This window comes from Clostridium sp. HBUAS56010 (assembly GCF_007115105.1).
In the GTDB taxonomy this organism is placed as follows: domain Bacteria; phylum Bacillota; class Clostridia; order Lachnospirales; family Lachnospiraceae; genus Lacrimispora.
In genome coordinates, this window is sequence record NZ_SULJ01000001.1 from 460,258 (window position 1) to 480,289 (window position 20,032).

16 protein-coding genes are annotated in these 20,032 nt (G+C 43.3%); all 16 read right to left on the bottom strand.

Annotated elements, in window-relative coordinates; translation table 11 throughout:
- Nucleotides 1-2 precede the first annotated feature (2 nt).
- Nucleotides 3-590 carry an ECF transporter S component gene (locus FAY33_RS02235; protein WP_143319133.1) on the bottom strand — a complete coding sequence of 196 codons (588 nt, stop codon included), beginning with the start codon at nucleotides 588-590 and terminating at the stop codon, nucleotides 3-5.
- Between the two features lie 95 nt (nucleotides 591-685).
- Entirely contained in the window at nucleotides 686-1,348 is a 663-nt protein-coding gene (locus FAY33_RS02240; RefSeq protein WP_143319134.1) for a thiamine diphosphokinase, read from the bottom strand.
- On the bottom strand, nucleotides 1,345-2,007 hold the full coding sequence (gene rpe, locus FAY33_RS02245; protein WP_143319135.1) for a ribulose-phosphate 3-epimerase: 663 nt from the start codon (nucleotides 2,005-2,007) through the stop codon (nucleotides 1,345-1,347). The genes FAY33_RS02240 and rpe overlap by 4 nt, the downstream gene beginning before the upstream one ends.
- A 1-nt stretch (nucleotide 2,008) precedes the next feature.
- Nucleotides 2,009-2,893 carry a ribosome small subunit-dependent GTPase A gene (rsgA, locus tag FAY33_RS02250; protein ID WP_143319136.1) on the bottom strand — a complete coding sequence of 295 codons (885 nt, stop codon included), beginning with the start codon at nucleotides 2,891-2,893 and terminating at the stop codon, nucleotides 2,009-2,011.
- A gap of 9 nt (nucleotides 2,894-2,902) precedes the next feature.
- A complete protein-coding gene (gene pknB, locus FAY33_RS02255; protein ID WP_143319137.1) occupies nucleotides 2,903-5,059 on the bottom strand; it encodes a Stk1 family PASTA domain-containing Ser/Thr kinase in 2,157 nt (718 codons plus the stop codon).
- On the bottom strand, nucleotides 5,056-5,799 hold the full coding sequence (locus tag FAY33_RS02260) for a Stp1/IreP family PP2C-type Ser/Thr phosphatase (RefSeq protein WP_143319138.1): 744 nt from the start codon (nucleotides 5,797-5,799) through the stop codon (nucleotides 5,056-5,058). The genes pknB and FAY33_RS02260 overlap by 4 nt, the downstream gene beginning before the upstream one ends.
- Before the next feature lie 15 nt (nucleotides 5,800-5,814).
- Nucleotides 5,815-6,855: a 23S rRNA (adenine(2503)-C(2))-methyltransferase RlmN gene (gene rlmN / locus FAY33_RS02265; protein ID WP_143319139.1), complete on the bottom strand. Its 1,041-nt coding sequence runs from the start codon at nucleotides 6,853-6,855 to the stop codon at nucleotides 5,815-5,817.
- A gap of 6 nt (nucleotides 6,856-6,861) precedes the next feature.
- Nucleotides 6,862-8,190 (bottom strand): 16S rRNA (cytosine(967)-C(5))-methyltransferase RsmB, encoded by a 1,329-nt coding sequence (gene rsmB / locus FAY33_RS02270; protein WP_143319140.1) that lies wholly within the window; start codon nucleotides 8,188-8,190, stop codon nucleotides 6,862-6,864.
- Nucleotides 8,183-8,899, bottom strand: coding sequence for a zinc metallopeptidase (locus tag FAY33_RS02275; RefSeq protein ID WP_143319141.1), 717 nt, complete (start codon nucleotides 8,897-8,899; stop codon nucleotides 8,183-8,185). Before FAY33_RS02275 ends, rsmB begins: the two co-directional genes overlap by 8 nt.
- Nucleotides 8,900-8,901: 2 nt before the next feature.
- Complete coding sequence (gene fmt / locus FAY33_RS02280; RefSeq protein WP_143319142.1) at nucleotides 8,902-9,840, bottom strand: methionyl-tRNA formyltransferase; 939 nt, start codon at nucleotides 9,838-9,840, stop codon at nucleotides 8,902-8,904.
- Nucleotides 9,841-9,842: 2 nt separating this feature from the next.
- On the bottom strand, nucleotides 9,843-10,334 hold the full coding sequence (gene def, locus FAY33_RS02285; protein ID WP_143319143.1) for a peptide deformylase: 492 nt from the start codon (nucleotides 10,332-10,334) through the stop codon (nucleotides 9,843-9,845).
- A 16-nt stretch (nucleotides 10,335-10,350) separates the two neighbouring features.
- Entirely contained in the window at nucleotides 10,351-12,579 is a 2,229-nt protein-coding gene (gene priA / locus FAY33_RS02290; RefSeq protein ID WP_143319144.1) for a primosomal protein N', read from the bottom strand.
- A gap of 35 nt (nucleotides 12,580-12,614) precedes the next feature.
- Nucleotides 12,615-13,985 (bottom strand): UDP-N-acetylmuramoyl-tripeptide--D-alanyl-D-alanine ligase, encoded by a 1,371-nt coding sequence (gene murF, locus FAY33_RS02295; protein ID WP_143319145.1) that lies wholly within the window; start codon nucleotides 13,983-13,985, stop codon nucleotides 12,615-12,617.
- A gap of 110 nt (nucleotides 13,986-14,095) precedes the next feature.
- Entirely contained in the window at nucleotides 14,096-15,562 is a 1,467-nt protein-coding gene (locus tag FAY33_RS02300; protein ID WP_143319146.1) for a UDP-N-acetylmuramoyl-L-alanyl-D-glutamate--2,6-diaminopimelate ligase, read from the bottom strand.
- 12 nt (nucleotides 15,563-15,574) lie between these two features.
- Nucleotides 15,575-17,245 carry a formate--tetrahydrofolate ligase gene (locus FAY33_RS02305; RefSeq protein WP_143319147.1) on the bottom strand — a complete coding sequence of 557 codons (1,671 nt, stop codon included), beginning with the start codon at nucleotides 17,243-17,245 and terminating at the stop codon, nucleotides 15,575-15,577.
- A gap of 39 nt (nucleotides 17,246-17,284) precedes the next feature.
- Complete coding sequence (locus FAY33_RS02310; RefSeq protein WP_143319148.1) at nucleotides 17,285-20,029, bottom strand: DNA translocase FtsK; 2,745 nt, start codon at nucleotides 20,027-20,029, stop codon at nucleotides 17,285-17,287.
- Nucleotides 20,030-20,032: the final 3 nt, after the last annotated feature.

The window sequence follows — 20,032 nt, forward strand, 5'->3', positions numbered from 1 at the left end:
TCCTAATAAATTTTTGAGAACAAGCCGGCTTTAACCAGGGCATTCCGAACAGGCAGGTAAATCAGTACAGATACAATTAATGAGGTTACTGCATTCACAGACGTTGCCGCTATGTTCCATGCAAGAGCAACCTGGGCGGCAGGTCTTCCAAGAATCAACAGCTTATAATAATAACCGATCAAAGGATCAAAGATCACATTAAATAAAAGTCCCCCTGCTGCTGCCAAAACGGTCCAGATAAGAATATGACTTTTATCTGATGATCCCCCTATTTTTCCTATCTTATGAGCAATCAGACCGGTAATGCAACCAATGCATAATTTTAAAAGAAAAGTTTTTGGCGCATATACAATATAAACCGGGTCTAAAAGGTCCCCTATAGTCATTCCAACAGCTCCACCAAGACCGCCATATAACCCTCCAAGCAGCAATGCCCCTAAAACACAGACCGCATTTCCAAGATGAATGGAAGTGGCATCTCCTCCGGGCAGAGTGATTTTAAACTGCAAAAAAGTAAACACCACATAGGACATGGCTGCAAACAATCCGGTAAGCGCAACTTTATAAACTCTTTTACTGGTAGTATTCATGAATCATTTCTCCTTTGCTGCATTTATTGATCCATATCTTACCATGCAGGTGGAGTGATATAAATATCCAGTTTTGACTTTTTAAGTCATACCAGTTAGTCGCAGGACTCTACACAGATTAAAACTCCGGAATCAAACTCTATCTTTCCTGCCGGCTCGGTCAGTTCATTGCTGATACACAGACTGGTCCCAATGGATATATTCTTCTTAAAAAGAGGATATTTAAACCCGGTTAACGTGATTCCTCTCACCTCCTCGGTTAAAGGAAGAAAAGAAATATAGGTTCCAAAAGACTTGTCCTCTTCAAACACATAAGTTTTGTCTATTACCATTATCCGGTTTTTTTCATCCACAATCCAGGCTTTAATTCCCTGTTTTAAGCAAAAATAAAGCAGATGAAGATTCCCCAGGAAATGGTCCTGCCTTCCACCAGTAGCCCCCAGAAGAACAAGCGAAGTACATCCGGACCGAATGGCTGTGTTAATAGCAAGTTCTGTATCAGTCTCATCTTTTTCCGGCTTATGAATCTCCCAGATGGATTCAGGCGTACGGCTTTTATAATCATGGAGAAGCGATTGGTCTGCTGAATCAAAATCTCCTACGATTGCATCTGGTTTCAGTGAAAGTTCAAAAACCGCATCCAGTCCACGATCCACGGCAATGATCTGATCAAACTCTTTTCTATTTAAATAGTCCTGGGCAAAAGAAATATTCAAAGGACCTCCTGTTACAATCAACCCGGTACGATCTTTTTTCACTGTTCATATTCCTCGAAGATCTTTAAAAATTCTTTGGTTTGCTCAACTGCATCTCCTTTAAAGATTGCAGAACCTGCTACAAATACATTGGCACCAGCCTCAATCAGTTCCCGAAGATTGCTGCATGTTACACCGCCGTCAACCTGAATATCCGTGTTTAGTCCCAGTTCATCACACATCTTCCGCAGCGACTTAATCTTCTTTAAGGTATAGGGGATGAATTTCTGCCCTCCAAAGCCTGGATTTACAGACATAATCAGAACCATATCCACTTCTGGCAAAATACATTCAAGCACAGACAAAGGCGTAGCAGGATTTAACGCCACCCCCACTTTGAGTCCCGTCTCTTTTATCTGATTTACCGTACGATCCAGATGAGTACATGCCTCCGCATGAACACAAATCAAATCAGCTCCCGCAGATTTCATCTCACTGACATACCTTCCTGGTTCCCCGACCATCATATGAACATCAAAGATTCGATCTGTACAGCTTCTTAAACTGCTGATTACCGGCATTCCAAATGAAATGCTTGGCACAAATGTGCCATCCATCACATCCAGATGAATATAGTGAGCACCTGCTTTGGATACATCTGATACCTGCTGTCCAAGATTCTTAAAATCCGCAGCCAGTATTGAGGGGGCTAGTTTTAACATGTTAATATCTCCTTTTTTCTTTCAATTCCTCATAGAAAAGCCGGTAATTATCATAACGTACCTGGCTGATCTTTCCTTCTTTTACAGCTTCTTTCACACCACAGACTTTTTCTCCAATGTGAACGCAGCCAAGAAATTTACAATTTTCCTCAAATGCTTGAAATTCCGGAAAATAATTTTTTAAATAACCGCACTCCATATCTTCTATATACATGGAACTAAATCCTGGAGTATCCATCATATAAGTCTGAAAGCCCATTTCAAAAAGTTCTGAGTGCCTGGTCGTATGTCTTCCTCTTTGTATTTTTTCACTGATGGCTGCAGTCTCCATCTCAGCCTGTGGATATAAAAGATTGGTAAGAGAGGATTTTCCAACACCAGAAGGACCTGCAAGAACTGTGGTTTTCCCCTTGATCAAGGTTTTTATCCTCTCAATTCCTTCCCCACAGTCTTCACAGGTACTTGTAAAATACACGGGATATCCGGCTGTTTCATATATTTCTTTCAAGTTTCTCATCGCGTCTTCACAAGATAAATCAACCTTGTTAAAGCAGATATTCACAGGAATCTCCTGAACCTCCATCATAACAAGGAACCGGTCCAGAAGATTAAAGTTAGGCTCTGGCTGGGTTACAGAAAATATAACCAGAGCCTGGTCCACATTGGCAACAGCGGGTCGGATCAGTGCATTTTTACGAGGAAGTATCTTATCAATATTCCCCTTTTGTTCCTTTTCGTCTAAAATGGAGATCTCCACATTATCTCCTACCAAAGGCTTTACATTCTTGTTGCGGAAAATCCCTTTTGCCTTACATTCGTAAATATTTCCGTCAAAGCCGTGTACATAGTAAAAGCCTGCAATTCCTTTCAATATTTTTCCTATCATATATCATCCTTACGATTGAGGAACTGGAATGAATGTAATCGAATAAGAATTAATCACTTCTCCAGTCTCTACATTTACGATCTCTACAACTCCGCTTGTTACACCGTATGCTCCTTCTATATTCTTAAAGGATACAGGAAGCAGCTGATCTCCATTCATGGTTACAGGTCCCATAAGCTCCCTTACCTCATCCTTGCCATTAACGGACTGGCGCAGTTGTATCTTCAGTGTAAGCTGAGTACTGCCCGATCCTGGACCAATAATATTTTGAAGAGAGTACGATTTATCAATGGAAGCCAAATACTTATATTTTGCCTGCTGGGCTGTTCCGCTGCTGACCACAAGATTCACGGCTGTTCCTGCTTCTACCTGACTTCCTGCTTCTGACGATTGGCTGATAACCATTCCCCTGGCTATGGTTTCAGAAACAGTCTCAGTAACCGAACCTTCCACCAGCCCTGCATCCGCAAGCATTTCGGCGGCAATTTCACGGTTCTGCCCTGTAACATTGGGCACTGCTACCGGATTCACAAGAGCAGGACCTATACTAATTACAAGCGTTACCGTATCATCCTCTTTTGCCTCACTGGGACTGTAACTGATCACATAACCTTTGGTTACGCTTTCGCTGTTTTTCTGCTCCAGTTTCACTGTAAATCCTTTTTCCTCAAGAGTTTTTTTTGCGGTCTGTCCTTCCATCTTTTCAAGCCCCAGCTTGGTCAGATCCACCATGACGTATTCCGGTCCCTTGCTGACAACAACGTAAACTGCTGAATATTTATCTACAACTGTTCCCGCAGCCGGATCCTGAGATACGATGTCTCCTTCTGGAATTGTATCCGAAAACTCATAGTCACTGGTTTTCATATACAGACCACCGCTTTCTTTCAGCTTCTGCGCTGCAAGATCAGCGGTCAAACCGAGAACTTCCGGCATTTTTACACTTTTCTCTCCCAAAGCTTCTTCTACTGACGCATTGGGAGGTGATTCAGAAGTTTTTGAAGAACCGGATCGGAACAGCCCGCCTATTTTAGCAAATACAACCATTAGAATAATTACAATAATAATGGCAACAGCCACTCCGGCAGCGGTGAGAAGTTTTTCAATCTTTGGATTAATATCTTCTCCTGATTCCTCTTTCTGACGCTGCTTGGGAGACTGCGCATTCTTATTTCTGCCAGAACGCCGTTCCCCTCTTTGATCTTTGCTGTAACCACCAGATAAATCAGGAGACTGGTCTGGATGGATTTTTCTGCCGGAGCGGATCTGTTCCAGTTCCGGTTTCCCAATGATTACAGTCTGGGAATCGTCCACATGAGGATTATGTAAAACGAAATCCCCATCCGGTTCAACCAGAGCACGGCGCAAATCCGCTATCAGCTCGTGCATGCTTTCGTACCGGTATTCCGGTTTCTTCTCTGTGCTTTTAAGAATAATATTTTCAAATCCAACTGGAATGTCTTCATTATAATAACTGGGAGGTGTAATCGGAGTCTCCAAATGAGCAAGAGCTACAGTTACCGTATTATCTCCCTGAAAAGGAACTCTGCCTGCCACCATCTCATACATGGTAATTCCAAGAGAATACACATCACTTCTTACATCGCTGTATCCCCCTCTTGCCTGCTCCGGGGATATGTAATGGACTGATCCTACAGCTGTGGCACTTAAGGTCTGTGAAGACGCTGCCCTGGCAATACCAAAGTCTGCAACTTTTACTTTTCCATCTCTGGCAATAATAATATTCTGTGGTTTAATATCTCTGTGTATAATTCCCTGTTCATGGGCAGCCGCAATTCCCTGAGCCACCTGCATGGCAACACCAATGGCTTCTTTTGTATCAAGACAGCCTTTTTTTGAAATATAATTCTTTAAAGTAATTCCTTCGATCAGTTCCATTACAATATAATGAAGACTGCCTTCATCCACAACATCATAGATATTTACAATATTTGGATGGGAAAGACGTGCAGCCGCCTGGGCTTCCATCTTAAATTTACTGACAAATCCACTATCTGAACTAAATTCTGATTTTAATAATTTTATGGCAACAGGGCGGTTTAATTTATGGCACAGGGCCTTAAACACATACGACATGCCTCCGGAACCAATCTGTTCCAGTATCTCATATCTATCCTGTAAAAATGTGCCAGGTCTTAGAATCATAAGCTTCCCTCCCCGCCAACTTCCGGATCAATTAAAACAACTGCAATGTTGTCTTTCCCACCATTATCATTGGCTACTGTTATCAATTTCTCGGCCTTTTCTTTCAATTCCAGTTCCGAACAAATAATCTCTTCCATCTCAGCATCCTCAAGCATGTTGCTGAGGCCATCGGAACACATGAGGATATAATCCCCCGGTTCCAGGCTGACTTCGAAAAAGTCGATCTCCAGCTTATCTTCTGTACCAACTGCTCTTGTAATAATATTCTTTTTTTCGCGGTAATTTTTACTTCCCCGCTCCATCTGCCCCAGTGAAACAAGTTCTTCCACATAGGAGTGGTCTTTTGTAATCTGCTTTAACTGATTCCTGATCAGGTACAGACGACTGTCTCCCACGTTGGCTACATAAGCGGTAGAATCCTCAATTACAGCCGCCACCAAAGTGGTTCCCATGCCATTTAATTCTGTCTTCTGATGGGATTCCTGATACAGCATGTGATTCACTTGTTCAATGCCTTCACGAAGAAGGGATATTACCCCAGTATCTTTGGTATTCTCAAAATATTCTACCAGATGTTCTGAAATATATCTGGAGGCGTAATCGCCGGCCTGATGACCACCCATACCGTCCGCAACCAGAAAAAGATTAGGCAGCACACCCACAGACCTGTCAGATGCGTATACATAATCCTGATTGGCTGTACGGACTCTTCCAATATCGGTCATAGCGCAAACCTTCATCTTTATCCCCTTTCCTTATTGCTCCTGATTAATAAAGCTTTTTCTGAGCTGTCCGCAGGCACCGTTAATATCGCGCCCCATCTCTCTTCTTATAGTAACATTAATTCCGTTTTTTTCAAGATGATTTTTAAAATCCAAAATTGCTTTCCGTTCTGACTGTACATAATCCCGTTCTTTAATAGGATTGACCGGAATCAGGTTCACATGTCCATGCATCCCCTTTAAAAGCGTGCAAAGAGCCGCGGCTTCTTTTAGATTATCGTTCACTCCGCTTACCAGACTGTATTCAAAGGTAAGTCTGCGCCCAGTCTTTTCAAAATACGTCTTACATGCTTGCAATACCTCCGTAAGGGAATAACGGTTTGCAACCGGCATGAGACTTTTCCGCACCTGGTCATTGGGTGCATGAAGAGAAAGTGCGAGGGTGATCTGCAAATCTTCCTCTGCCAGTTTAAGAATTCCCGGCACAATACCGCAAGTCGATACTGTAATATTACGCTGACTGATATTAAGACCATTCTCATCAGTAAGGAGACGGATAAACTGAATTAAATTTTCATAGTTATCCATCGGTTCGCCAGACCCCATCACAACGACATTGGATACTCTCTCCCCTGTAAGCTTCTGAATCCGGTATATCTGGTCAAGCATTTCGGAAGCAGTCAGATTCCGTTCCAGACCGTCTAAAGTCGATGCACAGAAACGGCAGCCCATACGGCAGCCCACCTGGGAAGAAATGCAGACAGAATTGCCATGTTTATATTTCATTAAAACACTTTCGATTATATTTCCATCAGAAAGACCGAATAAATACTTTCTTGTACCATCTATAGCTGATATCTTTTCCTCTACAACTGTAAGGGAGGTAAATGCTGCTGACTGCAGCAGTTTTTCTTTCAGAGATTTTGAAAGGTTTGTCATCTCATCATAATCAGAAGCCAGTTTTTTATGCATCCATTCATAAAGCTGTTTTGCACGGAATGGTTTTTCTCCAATTGACTCCATATAGGATGTTAATTTCTCCAAATCCAGAGATTTTATATCTGTTTTTTCCATCTGATTTTACCTTTTTATAAATGCCGAAAGAAAGAATCCGTCACAAGGATTAATTCCCGGCAATAACTGGACGTACCCCTGTTCCATGGTATCCGACTGAACCATCTTTCCCATTTTTCCAGTTAAATCAATGGGATCATAGGAAAACTGGTTCAGAAACCAACGGACATTGTCTTCGTTCTCTTCATGATTAATGGTGCAGGTGCTGAATATCAATTTCCCGCCTGGTTTGACATATTGCTGAACCACGGAAAGAATCTCCCGTTGAAGGGCAGCCAAAGATGAAAGATCCTCTGGTTCCAGCCGGTACTTAATGTCCGGTTTTCTACCAATTACACCTAAACCGGAACAGGGCAGATCTGCAATTACAATATCAGCCTTTCCTATCGATTCTTCATCCAGTATCAGAGCATCCTGAACCTTTGCCCTTATGTTGGTAAATCCACACCGCTCAATATTCTCCTGAATCAGAGACACTTTATAATCTGTTAAATCCCGCACTTCCACCATGCCTGTTTCATGAAGCTGATCTGCAAGGTGAATGCTCTTTCCTCCAGGTGCGCCGCATACATCTATGATATAGTCGCCTTTTTCTGGTCCGGCAACTTCTCCAACAAAAACAGAACTGAGATCCTGAACCTGAATGGAACCATTTTGGAATGCCAGAAGCCCCTCCAGATGGTCATATCCTTCCAGATACAGCACTTGTTCTGATATTCCGGATTCGGTTACAGTTACACCCTGTTCTTGCAAACTGTTTAAAATCTGTTCTTTGGAAGCCTTTGTTAAATTACAGCGCACAGTCAGCCTGCGATTCTTTAAAAAAGCAGCCATCATAGTTCCTGACACAGCTTCTCCATAGGATTTCTTCCATCTGGAAACAATCCATTGGGGCATGGAATAGCGAACCGAATCATCGGGCCATTCTATGTTTTCTTTATTTCTTGAGATATTTCTAAGAACACCATTAACAAAACCCTTTAAACCGGTAAACTTTCTCTTTGCTGCAAGCTTTACTGCCTCGTTGCATACAGCGGAATCCGGAACCCGGTCCATATATAATAATTGATAAACCGACATCCGCAAAACTGTGCGAATGACAGGCTTCATCTTCTTAACTTTTGTACTGGAAAAAGAATCAATGACATAGTCAATCTGGATCAGATATTCCAGCGTTCCTTCCACAGTCCGGGATATAAATGACCGCTCCGCCTTATCCAGATACTGGAACTTGTTCAGTGCCTGCCGCAGAATAATATGGCTGTAACCGCCCCGTTCCAGTATCTCCATAAGAATATCATGAGCGATCTCCCTGCTGTCTGTCTCTTTAGTCATCGCTTCTTCTTCCTCCAAATAAAAATACAAGCCTTGCAAGCTGCAGTACGGTTGCCGCTAAAGCAGCCACATAGGTAAGAGCTGCAGCTCCCAGAACTTTTCTGGTATGCCCCAGTTCTTCACTTCCCAGGATTCCAACTTCTCCTAACAGCGTAACAGCTCTGCGCGAAGCATTAAATTCCACAGGAAGAGTTACAAGCTGAAACAGAACAGCCAGAGAAAATAAAAGCAGTCCGATATTAACCAGAGGAGAGCCAACTCCGCCAATAAAAAAGCCTAACAGGATAATCGGAAAAGCTGCCTGGGAACCAATATTGGCTACGGGCACAATCACACCTCTGAATTTTAAGGGAATGTATCCGTTATGATCCTGCATTGCATGACCGCATTCATGAGCCGCAACTCCAATGGCTGCAACAGAAGTAGATCCAAAAACAGTATCGGATAAATTCACAGTCTTACTTCTTGGATCGTAATGATCCGTTAACTGCCCGCTTACCTGCCGGACCTGGACATCATAAATTCCCTGAGAGGACAACAGGCGCTTCGCAGCTTCTGCACCCGTCATTCCTGACATGCTTCTTACTTTTGAGTATTTCCGGTAAGTGCTGTTTACTCTGGCTGATGCAGCCATGGATAAAATTGCTCCAATGATCACAAAAATCAAAGTCGGGTCGTAATAGTACCCCATCATTCCTCCAAAAAACATAATCAGACACTCCTTTCAAAAACAGTTCCTTCCACAATCTGGTATCCGCGTAAAAATGCGCTGATATCCATGCGCTTTTTTCCTTGTAACTGCAGTTCTCTGATAGACAAACCACCTTTTCCAGTCTTTATGATCAGATGATCACGGTCAACTACCACTGCCTGACCGAAGATTCCTTCATAATCCTGTTCTACAACTGTTGCCTCCCAGATCTTTAACACTTTCCCATTCCAGCTGGTATAGGCACTGGGCCAGGGATTCAAGCCCCGGATGAGCCTTTCAATGGTTTCCGCGTCCATAGACCAGTCAATATCACCCATGGATTTTTTTATTATGCCTACATAGTTATGCCGGGATTCATCCTGAGGGATACGGACTGCAGTCCCTTCCTCCAGCTTTTTTAATGTCTTTACAATCAATACACCGCCTACGGCACTTAATCGGTCATGGAGAGTTCCTCCCGTCTCTTTCGGGTCAAGAACCACCACTTCCTGATCCAGCATATCTCCCGTATCAAGAGCTTCCGCCATCATCATAGTGGTAATTCCACTTTCTTTTTCTCCGTTAATCACTGCGTACTGGATCGGAGCCGCTCCCCGGTATCTGGGAAGCAGGGAAGCATGAATGTTTATACAGCCGTACTTTGGAATGTCCAGAATGCGTTTTGGCAGGAGCTGGCCAAATGCAGCCACTACCATAGCATCCGGAGCAAGGTCTTCCATGATTTTTATAAACTCCGGATCTTTTGCCTTTACCGGCTGATAAACAGGAATTTCATACTCCAGAGCCTGTACCTTAACAGGAGGCATCTGAACCTCTTTGCCTCTGCCCTTTGGTTTATCTGGCTGTGTCACAACAGCGACAACCTCATGCCCTGCTTCTACTAACGCTTTTAAAGCAGGTACAGAAAAATCAGGGGTTCCCATAAAAATAATGCGCATACTTATTCCTCAACCTCCATCTCTTCCAGAACATCAGAGACATCTTCTAATTCGCCTTCCACTTTGTCTACGTATAAGTCTCCGCTTAAATGATCACATTCATGACAGATGGCACGGGCTAATAATTCTTCTCCCTCTAATTCAAAGGGATTCATCTCAATATCAAAAGCTCTTACTTTCGCATAATTAGGTCTGGTTACGGTCCCGGACTTTCCCGGAACACTCAGACAGCCTTCTGGTCCGGTCTGACTTCCGGAGGTCTCTATAATCTCCGGATTGATGAGAACATACTGATTGCCGTCGTCCACATCAATGACAACAATCTGTTTTAAAACTCCCACCTGAGGAGCTGCAAGACCGACTCCGTTGGCTTCGTACATGGTTTCAAACATATCTTCAACCAATTCTATGATTCTTGGTGTGATTTCCTTTACGGGTTTGCATTTTTTTCTTAATATATCGTCTCCAATGGTTCTAATCTTTCTAATAGCCATCTTAATATCCTCTCATTTATGAAAAATCATATTGTATCATTATCTGGTTAAATAATTCTGGATGTGTTTCTGAAAAACCGTCAATCTGATCCCTGATTTTTATTAGTATATCATAGTTTTCATGTTTCAAGTATAAAATTTTTCTATATATATCATTAATTTTGTATACAGAAGCCTCTGCCGGACCGATTATCTGTGCCTTTGCCTGCTCCGCCTGAGGCGTAATAAAATCAGCCGTCTTTGAAGAAGCCAGAGTTAAAATTTCTTCTCTGGCAGAAGAAAACTGAATGGTCAGTAATACATTTTCAGGTGGATATTTCATGAGACGCCGGTATGCAATTTCCTGCTTGTAAAAGGTTTCATAGTCCTGTTTAGCGGCGGTTACAATGCTGTAATGCTCCGGACTGTATGTCTGAATGATCACATCCCCATGTTTTAAATCTCTTCCCGCCCTTCCTGCTGCCTGGGTCAAAAGTTGAAAGGTTCTTTCTGCTGAACGATAGTCCGGTGTATTTAATGAAAGGTCCGCAGCCAGCACTCCCACCAGAGTTACATTAGGAAAATCATGACCTTTCACGATCATCTGGGTTCCAATCAGAATATCTGCTTCTCCCTCGGCAAATGCAGTTAAGATCTTTTCATGTCCACCCTTCTTCTTCGTGGTATCCAGATCCATACGGAGAACCCGGGCAGTTGGAAACATCTTTTTCGTCATCAGTTCGATTTTTTGTGTTCCAACTCCAAAATTAGCAATATAAGGGGAACCACAGGCAGGACATTTATCCGGCATCGGTACAGAATGGCCGCAATAATGGCAGACAAGACGGCTGTTATGATGAAGGGTCAGTGTCACATCACAGTGGGGACAGCGTATGGCTTCTCCACAGGAGCGGCAGGAAACAAAATTGGCATAGCCTCTCCGGTTCATAAACAGCATGATCTGCTCTTTTTTCTCCAACCGGTCTTTCATAAATGTCTGGAGAGATCTGCTAAATATAGATTTGTTTCCCTCTTTTAACTCCTGTCTTAAATCTACAATGGATACCTCCGCAAGGGTGCTGTCTTTTTTTGCCCGTGTTGTCAGATGAAAAAGCTCATATTCTCCTCTTAATGCCTTTGTGTACGCTTCCAAAGATGGAGTCGCTGAACCAAGCACTAAAGACGCTCCCTGAAGAGACGCTCTTTTTTCGGCAACCTCTCTTGCATGATATCTGGGTACCACTTCACTTTTATATGCTCCCTCGTGTTCCTCGTCAATAAGAATCAATCCCAGACGGGAAAACGGAGTAAAAAGAGCGGAACGGGGACCGATCATAATGTCAATCTCCCCTTTTCTGGCTCTCTCAAACTGATCGTAACGTTCTCCTGCTGATAGTCTGGAATTAATAATTGAGACACGGCTGCCAAATCTTCCATAAAAACGCATAACAGTCTGATAAGTCAGGGCAATCTCCGGAATAAGAACAATCACCTGCTTCTGATCCTGAATGACCCGGTTTATTAATTCCATATAAACCTCTGTTTTGCCGCTTCCCGTTACCCCGTGGATTAAATAGGTTTTTCGGACATTGTCAGAATAGTCCCGGCAAAAGCTGTCAACGATCACCTGTTGTTCCTGATTTAAACAGATTCTGGCTTTTTTTTCTAACTCCATGTTTATGGGATTGCGGTATACTTCCTCGGATTCAATGCGTACATATTTTTTCTCTACTAAAGGTTTTAAGGTAGCTGCAGAAAGATTCATCTGATTGGAAGCAATCTCATATGGAATCATCGGATTCTCTATAAATGCTTCAAATAAGCGGACTCTGGCTTTGTAACTTTTTTTCTCTGCTTCCTCCAACGCCTTTAAAAGCTCAGCTTTTGACAAAAGACAGCGAAGCACCTTTTTTTCTTTTGGTTTAATCTTTTGCTTAACCGGGAGCACCGTTTTCAAAGCCTGATTCATCGTGGAACCATACTGTTCTTTCAGCCACCAGGCAAGGGAAATAAGCAGGGATTCTGCGGTTATACTGTCCGTCACAACCCCTGCTACTTCTTTAATTTTATCCCTGTCATAATCTGCATTGGAAGTAATACCCACTACATACCCTTTTCGCATGGAATTGCCTTTGCCAAAAGGGATCAGAACCAGTGAGCCCACAACTACCTCTTCATAAAGCTTTTCGGGTATCCGGTAATCAAAGATTCTATCAACTTTTTCATGAGAAATATCAATGATAATCCGTGCATATCGTTCTGCCATGCCTTCACCTGTTTCTATCTTATATCTTTCGTTTGTCAATCTAAATGGAACTGATCCGCCACCTGGGTAAGTTTCATACTGTTCGAGCCTTTAAAGAGGACACCGTCTCCCTCTTTTAATTCCTCTTTTAAATAAGCAACTAGTTCTTCTGGGTTCATAAATTCTTTTACCAGAATATCCGGCGATTTTTCTTTTACCGCCCTTGCAATCTCTCCGGCTAACGCTCCCAGTGTTACCACTTCCTGAACCGGATGTCTGACAATGTATTCTCCGATCTCATAATGGTATAAGGGCGCATCCGGTCCCAGTTCCTTCATATCCGCCAGAACAGCAATCTTTCTTCTTATTTTTGTTATGGAATTTAAAACCTCTAATCCGGCTTTCATGGAAACAGGACTTGCATTATAAGTATCATCAATAATGGTCATTCCACCCGCTTCATAAATCTGCTGTCTGTTCTTAAACCCAGCAAATCTGCTAAGGCAGTCAGCCGCTTCCTCCAATCCAATACCGCATTCGGCTGCAACAGCCAGAGAGACCAGGGCATTCAATACGTTGTGGCTTCCCATAACCGAAAGCCTGACAGGAACTCTCTGATCTTTGCACACTGCAGTAAAGACAGGAAACCCTTCTTCTAAATGAATGTTTTCTGCCCGGTAGTCAGAATTGCTGTGAGTGCCGTAATAGACTGTCCGGCATCCTGCTTTGGCTTTTGTATCCCTTAGCAGGTCGTCATCTCCATTAAGAAAGAGGATGCCGCCTTCTGTAAGCCCATCCTGAATGGTAAGCTTTTCTTTATAAATATTCTCCCTTGAACCAAGCTGTTCAATATGAGTTACACCGATATTCGTTATGACAGCCATCTGAATTCTGGCAATTTTAGCAATCACTGTCAGCTCTTTGGGTTCACTCATACCCAGTTCAATCACACCAATTTCATCCTGCGGCAATATCTCAGAAATGGTAATGGGAACTCCCACCTGGCTATTGTGATTTCCAGGAGTTTTATAGACTTTAAAACGGGCAGAAAGCGCACAGGCGACCATTTCTCTGGTGGTGGTTTTCCCCACGCTGCCTGTTATGCCAACCAAAGGAAGCGTCAGACGCTCCCGATAAAAACTTCCAATTGCCTGCAGCGCTTTTTTTGTATCTTCTACCCTGATCCATGGCTTTTCTGAATCCATGGAGTCATGTTCACTGGTGAGAGTTGCCGCTGCCCCCTGATCCAATGCCTGTTTAATAAAGCGGTGTGCATCCACACGTTCACCAATTAAAGGAACAAACAGGGAATTTTCTTCGTTATTTCTGGAGTCAATGCTTATATGTTCCAACACGGTATGCTCGCTTCCACACAGAAGCCGGCCCCTTGTTGCTAAAAGTATTTCTTTTACTGTTATATCTACCATTATTTCCTCCATTTTCTGTACATCTAAACTGCACAGTCCTGCCATTGTTTCGTGGAAAAGCCGAAAGCCACAATCCAGCTTCCGGCGTTTTCATTTCTATTTTATTGATTTTAACGATTTAAGGTCTCTACCACTTTCAGCACTTCTTCCCTGTCTGAAAAATGATGCCGGACACCATTCATCTCCTGGTAGTCCTCATGACCTTTTCCAATAACAGCGATCATATCACCTGGTTTTGCATTCATAATGCTGTATTCAATGGCTTCTCTCCGGTCAGGAATTTCTATAAAGCTTCCACCAGTCTTTTCAAGGCTTCCTCTGATGTCTGCAATAATATCCTCGGTCTTTTCAAACCTGGAATTATCCGCAGTTATAATGGTAAAGTCCGCCAGACGTCCTGCGCTGTCTCCCATAGAATAACGTCGGTCCTTCGCCCGGTTTCCTCCGCAGCCAAAGACACAGACAAGGCGTTTGGGCTTATAGTCTCTCAAGGTTGTAAGAAGGCTTTCCATGCTGACTGCATTATGTGCATAATCCACAATTACAGTGCAAAGATCAGAAGTATATACGATCTCCATCCGACCATTCACACTTAAATGTTCCAAACCATGGCAGATTCTTTCTTTTGGAAGATCAAGAAAGCTTAAAACACTGACAGCACCAAGGGCATTGGCAACGTTGAAGCGCCCTGGGATGTTCAATCTCACAGAAAGGGGGTACCTCCCTTTCACATCAAACTCCACACCCACAAAATCGGTCTGGGACACATAATGAATATTGTCTGCTTTAAAATCCGTATTTTCTTTATCCAGGGAAAATGTATAAAGATCACATGCCGCATCCGCTGTTACCTGTTCAAAATGGGAGTCATCCCGATTCATGATCCCGGTTTTTGAGCAGTGGAAAATCCGTGATTTATAACGAAGATATTCTTCAAAATCTTCGTGTTCATCCGGGCCGATATGATCCGGGGAAATATTAGTAAAGAGACCATAATCAAACATAATTCCATCTACCCGGTGCATCTTAAATGCCTGGGAAGACACTTCCATCACCATGTACTCACAACCGGCATCTGCCATGCTGCGAAATGCCTGATGAAGTTCATAGGATTCTGGAGTCGTATTTTTTGTAGGTGTCACCGTCTGATCTATGACGATTCCAGTGGTTCCGATCATACCAACCTTTTTTCCGCAGGCTTCCAAAATGGTCTTGATCATATGGGTGGTGGTGGTCTTTCCTTTGGTCCCGGTCACTCCAATTGTAATCATCTTCTCAGCCGGATATCCAAATCTCGCCGCCGAAAGTTTTGCCAGAGCTTCCCTTGCATTATGTACAAGAATAACAGTCACTCCTGCCGGAACTGTTACCCGCTGCTCAACCACCACGATCCTGACTCCTGCTTCCACTACGGAAGGAATGAATTCATGGGAATCTATTCTGGTTCCTTTCATACATACAAATACGGCGCCTTCTTTTGCCTTTCTGGAGTCATAGATCACTTCTTCTGCCTGCACATCAAGATCGCCCTGTATGAGCTCATATTCTAAGTCTTTTAACCATTCACTGAATTTCATAGAACCTCCCAATCAGAACAATCCGGTGATTATTCCATCGTTATTAATATCAATACTATTTGCTGCCGGCTTTTTTGGAAGTCCAGGCATCGTCATAATTGCACCCGTTAAAACCACCACAAAACCAGCTCCTGCACAAACAAACGCATCCCGGACCGTAATTTCAAAGCCTTCCGGACGTCCAAGTTTCGTCTGATCATCAGAAAGGGAATACTGTGTTTTTGCCATGCACACAGGCAAATTGCCAAATCCCATTTCTTCAAATTTTTTAAAGGCTCTTTGGGCAGCCGGTGCATATGTTAAATCCGCTGCACCGTAAATCTCTCTGGCAATGGTTTTAACCTTTTCTTTTAATTCCATTTCATCTGGGTAAAGAGGGGCAAATTCACTCTTTTTATGTTCCAGTGTGTGAAGCACTTTTTCTGCCAGCTCCACTCCTCCTGCTCCACCTTTTTCCCATACTTCCGAAAGGGCAAACTCACAGCCCCTTTCTTCACAGAAAGTCTTGACAAACTCATATTCTGCCTGGGTGTCTGTAAGAAAAGAATTCAGGGTAACAATGACTGGGACTCCATACTTGTGCATATTTTCAATATGCTTTTCAAGATTGACAATTCCTCGTTTGAGAGCCGGAATATCTTCCTCATTTAACCGGTCCTTTGGTATTCCGCCATTATATTTCAGAGCTCTTATGGTTGCTACCAGCACAATGGCATCCGGCTTTAAACCTGCTTTGCGGCATTTAATATCCATAAATTTCTCTGCGCCTAAATCAGCACCAAATCCAGCTTCCGTGATTACAATATCCGCCAGCTTCATAGCTGTCTTTGTAGCGCGTACGCTGTTACAGCCATGTGCAATGTTGGCAAAAGGTCCTCCATGAACAATGGCGCCCGTATGCTCTAATGTCTGAACCAGGTTGGGCTTTAAAGCGTCTTTTAATAAAACTGCCATAGCACCTACTGCTTCCAGTTGAGCGGCTGTCACAGGTTCTCCTGCATAATTATATGCTACAATAATCTTTCCTAGGCGTTCTTTTAGATCTGCCATATCATCTGCCAGACATAAGATAGCCATAATCTCTGATGCTACCGTAATAACAAAATGATCTTCTCTCACAAACCCGTCTGCTTTGGCTCCAAGCCCTATCACTATATTGCGCAATGCACGGTCATTCATATCCAGACAGCGTTTCCAGAGAATCTGACGGGAGTCAATATTAAGAGCGTTGCCCTGTTGGATGTGGTTATCCAGCAAAGCTGCCAGAAGATTGTTGGCAGAAGTAATGGCATGAAAATCACCTGTAAAATGCAGATTTAAATCTTCCATGGGAACAACCTGGGCATAGCCGCCTCCTGCCGCACCGCCTTTGATTCCAAAACAAGGTCCAAGAGATGGTTCCCTAAGTGCCACAATAGCCTTTTTCCCCATGGTTCCAAATGCTTCTCCCAGACCAACTGTAGTGGTAGTCTTTCCTTCGCCTGCAGGAGTCGGATTAATCGCTGTAACCAAAACAAGTTTCCCATTATTTCTTTCTTTTACCTGATTCCAAAGCTCATCAGACAGTTTTGCCTTGTATTTCCCGTAAAATTCCAAATCATCTTCTGTAATTCCATAAGATGCTGCAACCTCTTTAATTGGTATCATTCTGGCTTCCTGTGCGATTTCGATATCTGTCTTCATCTGTATGATCCTCCTTTTATGTAATGATATCGTTCTATATCAATACCCCTGCTCCAATAACTCCTCAAATTCTTCTGTACTCATCAGTACTTTTCTTGGCTTTGTTCCTTCTTCTTCGCCTACCACTCCGGCTTCCGCCAATTGATCCATAATTCTGGCAGCCCGGTTAAAGCCAATCTTAAACATTCGCTGCAGCATTCCGATAGAAGCCTTATCTTTTTCAATAATAAATTTACCTGCCTGAACAAAGTATTCATCCCGGTCACTTCCCCCGCCTTTTGCATCTCCCTGGACGGGTGCCGAGGCAATCATACTTTCCACTTCCATATCATAAGATGGAGTCATACCTTGTTCGGTTAGAAATTCCACCACTTTTGAAACTTCTGTATCCGATATAAAAGCACCTTGTACCCGCATAGGTTTGGGATAACCGGCCGGATAAAAGAGCATATCTCCTTTTCCAAGAAGTTTTTCTGCCCCGTTCATATCAATGATGGTTCTGGAATCCACACCAGAAGAAACAGCAAATGCAACCCTGGAAGGCACATTTGCTTTAATCAGTCCTGTAATAACGTTGACAGACGGCCGCTGAGTCGCAATGACCAGATGAATTCCGGCTGCTCTTGCCAACTGTGCAAGACGGCAGATCGCATCTTCCACCTCTCCCGGAGCAACCATCATAAGGTCTGCAAGCTCATCAATAATAATAACAATCTGCGGCATCTTTTTCGGTTTGTTTTCATCCTCTATCTCTTTCAGGCTTTCCACTTTCTTATTATAACCCTTAATTTCCCGGACATTGTACTGGGCAAACTTGTTATACCGGTCCGTCATCTCAGCCACTGCCCAGTTAAGGGCGCCAGATGCCTTTTTCGGATCAGTAACCACAGGAAGAAGTAAATGGGGAATTCCGTTATACACACTCAGCTCCACCACTTTCGGGTCCACCATAATCAGCTTTACATCCTCTGGATCAGCTTTAAAAATAATACTCATAATCAAGGTATTAATACACACTGATTTACCAGAGCCTGTGGCACCTGCAATTAACAGATGGGGCATCTTTGCAATATCCGTAACAACTACCTGTCCTCCAATATCCTTTCCAACTGCAAAAGCAATGCTTGATGGATGAGTCTTAAAGTTGTTAGCTTCCAGAATATCCCGCAGATAAACCACATTATTCTCCTTATTGGGAACTTCGATTCCCACCGCTGACTTTCCTGGAATCGGTGCCTCAATCCGGATATCTGCAGCGGCAAGGCTTAGCTTAATATCATCTGCCAGACTTACAATCTTACTGACTTTCACTCCCTGCTCCGGATGAAGTTCATATCTTGTCACAGAAGGTCCACAGCTAATATTAGTTACAGTAACTCCAACTCCGAAATTCTGTAGTGTCTGCTGAAGTTTAATGGCAGTCTTTCTATATTCCTGATCAGAAAATACGGCTGCTTTTCCTTTTTTCAGCAGAGTAATTGGAGGAAACTTATATTCCGGCTTGGCAACCTCTTCTTTTTGCTTGATCTGCTGGGTAACACTTAAATCTCCATTCACGGCTGCTTCTTCTCGTTTTTTAACCAGCTTTTTCTGCAATGCCTCTGTATCCGTATCAATCACTTTACCGGAAGCAGTAACAACCTGCTTTGGTTCTTCAGGGATGGAAAACACTTCTTTTTCCTCTTCCTGTTCACGCTCAGGTTCCTCCGACAGAATCTCCATCTCCTGCAAGGTCCGGTTGTCTTTCTTCCTATATATAGACGGTTCTTCCACTTCCGGCATCACAGGTTCTTCTTCCCAGTCATCCGGAACGAACGGAACCATATCTTCTTCTTTTTCCATCTCTTCTACAGGGGAAATGCTTCCCGAGAAAATGTCTGCAAAATTCCGTGGTTCAACCTCACCTGCTGTTACAGCAGCCAACTGACCTGCATGAATCTGAGGATCACCGGACAGTTCTTCCGTCTCTGAACGATCTTCCTCCATCAGCTCCGCTTCAAAATCCAACGACATTCGTTCAGAAAAATCTTCCGAATGTGCATCAGACAAATCTGTGGCTCCCAGATTTACCCCACGAAGCTTCTGTTCTTCTCTCCGGCGTCTTCGCTCCTCCTGCCGCTCTGCATGGATTTCTCGGTGTACATCAAGATTCTCTCTTGCATGCTGATAAGCTTTTCCACCGCTTTTTTTCACGATATTGACAAAGGAGCGTTCCGTAATGCAGACAGCGGAAATGATCAAAAGAACCAAAATCACCAGATAAGCGCCAACCACGCCAATCACTGCTGTCAGCCCCTCTGCCAGCAGTCCGCCGATCAAACCGCCGCCTCTGCCATCCGCAGAAGATTCCATATAAATATCAATCAGTGACGTTCCTCTGCCATCGCTCATACCAAACAAAAGCTGCAAAAAACCACACAAAGAAACCAGCGCCAACAAAAAAGACGCTAGTTTAAATGTTGCTCTGGGATTCCCCTGGTTCGAAAAATAAAACGCAGTGCCCGCAAATAAAATAACCGGTGCAATATATCCGATTCCTCCAAAGATGCCAAGCTGCACACTGCGTAAAAAGCTTCCTACGATACCGCATAACCCAAAATTGCTTAAAAAGAGGATTGCCGCAGCGGCAAATGACATCATAATAACGATTTCTGAGTGGATGAATTCCGGTTCTGGCAGGACCACTTTATTCTTAGAGCTGTTATTTACTGCTCTTTTTCTTCTTCCGCTTGTCCCTCTTGTCCCCTTTTTTTCTGTTGTCTTCTTTTTTGTAGTCTCAGGCACAAT

Coding starts and splice junctions, on each gene's coding strand:
- FAY33_RS02235 (WP_143319133.1), bottom strand. CDS start 590: ATGAATACTACCAGTAAAAGAGTTTATAAAGTTGCGCTTACCGGATTG.
- rpe (WP_143319135.1), bottom strand. CDS start 2,007: ATGTTAAAACTAGCCCCCTCAATACTGGCTGCGGATTTTAAGAATCTT.
- rsgA (WP_143319136.1), bottom strand. CDS start 2,893: ATGATAGGAAAAATATTGAAAGGAATTGCAGGCTTTTACTATGTACAC.
- pknB (WP_143319137.1), bottom strand. CDS start 5,059: ATGATTCTAAGACCTGGCACATTTTTACAGGATAGATATGAGATACTG.
- FAY33_RS02260 (WP_143319138.1), bottom strand. CDS start 5,799: ATGAAGGTTTGCGCTATGACCGATATTGGAAGAGTCCGTACAGCCAAT.
- rlmN (WP_143319139.1), bottom strand. CDS start 6,855: ATGGAAAAAACAGATATAAAATCTCTGGATTTGGAGAAATTAACATCC.
- rsmB (WP_143319140.1), bottom strand. CDS start 8,190: ATGACTAAAGAGACAGACAGCAGGGAGATCGCTCATGATATTCTTATG.
- FAY33_RS02275 (WP_143319141.1), bottom strand. CDS start 8,899: ATGTTTTTTGGAGGAATGATGGGGTACTATTACGACCCGACTTTGATT.
- fmt (WP_143319142.1), bottom strand. CDS start 9,840: ATGCGCATTATTTTTATGGGAACCCCTGATTTTTCTGTACCTGCTTTA.
- def (WP_143319143.1), bottom strand. CDS start 10,334: ATGGCTATTAGAAAGATTAGAACCATTGGAGACGATATATTAAGAAAA.
- priA (WP_143319144.1), bottom strand. CDS start 12,579: ATGGCAGAACGATATGCACGGATTATCATTGATATTTCTCATGAAAAA.
- murF (WP_143319145.1), bottom strand. CDS start 13,985: ATGGTAGATATAACAGTAAAAGAAATACTTTTAGCAACAAGGGGCCGG.
- FAY33_RS02300 (WP_143319146.1), bottom strand. CDS start 15,562: ATGAAATTCAGTGAATGGTTAAAAGACTTAGAATATGAGCTCATACAG.
- FAY33_RS02305 (WP_143319147.1), bottom strand. CDS start 17,245: ATGAAGACAGATATCGAAATCGCACAGGAAGCCAGAATGATACCAATT.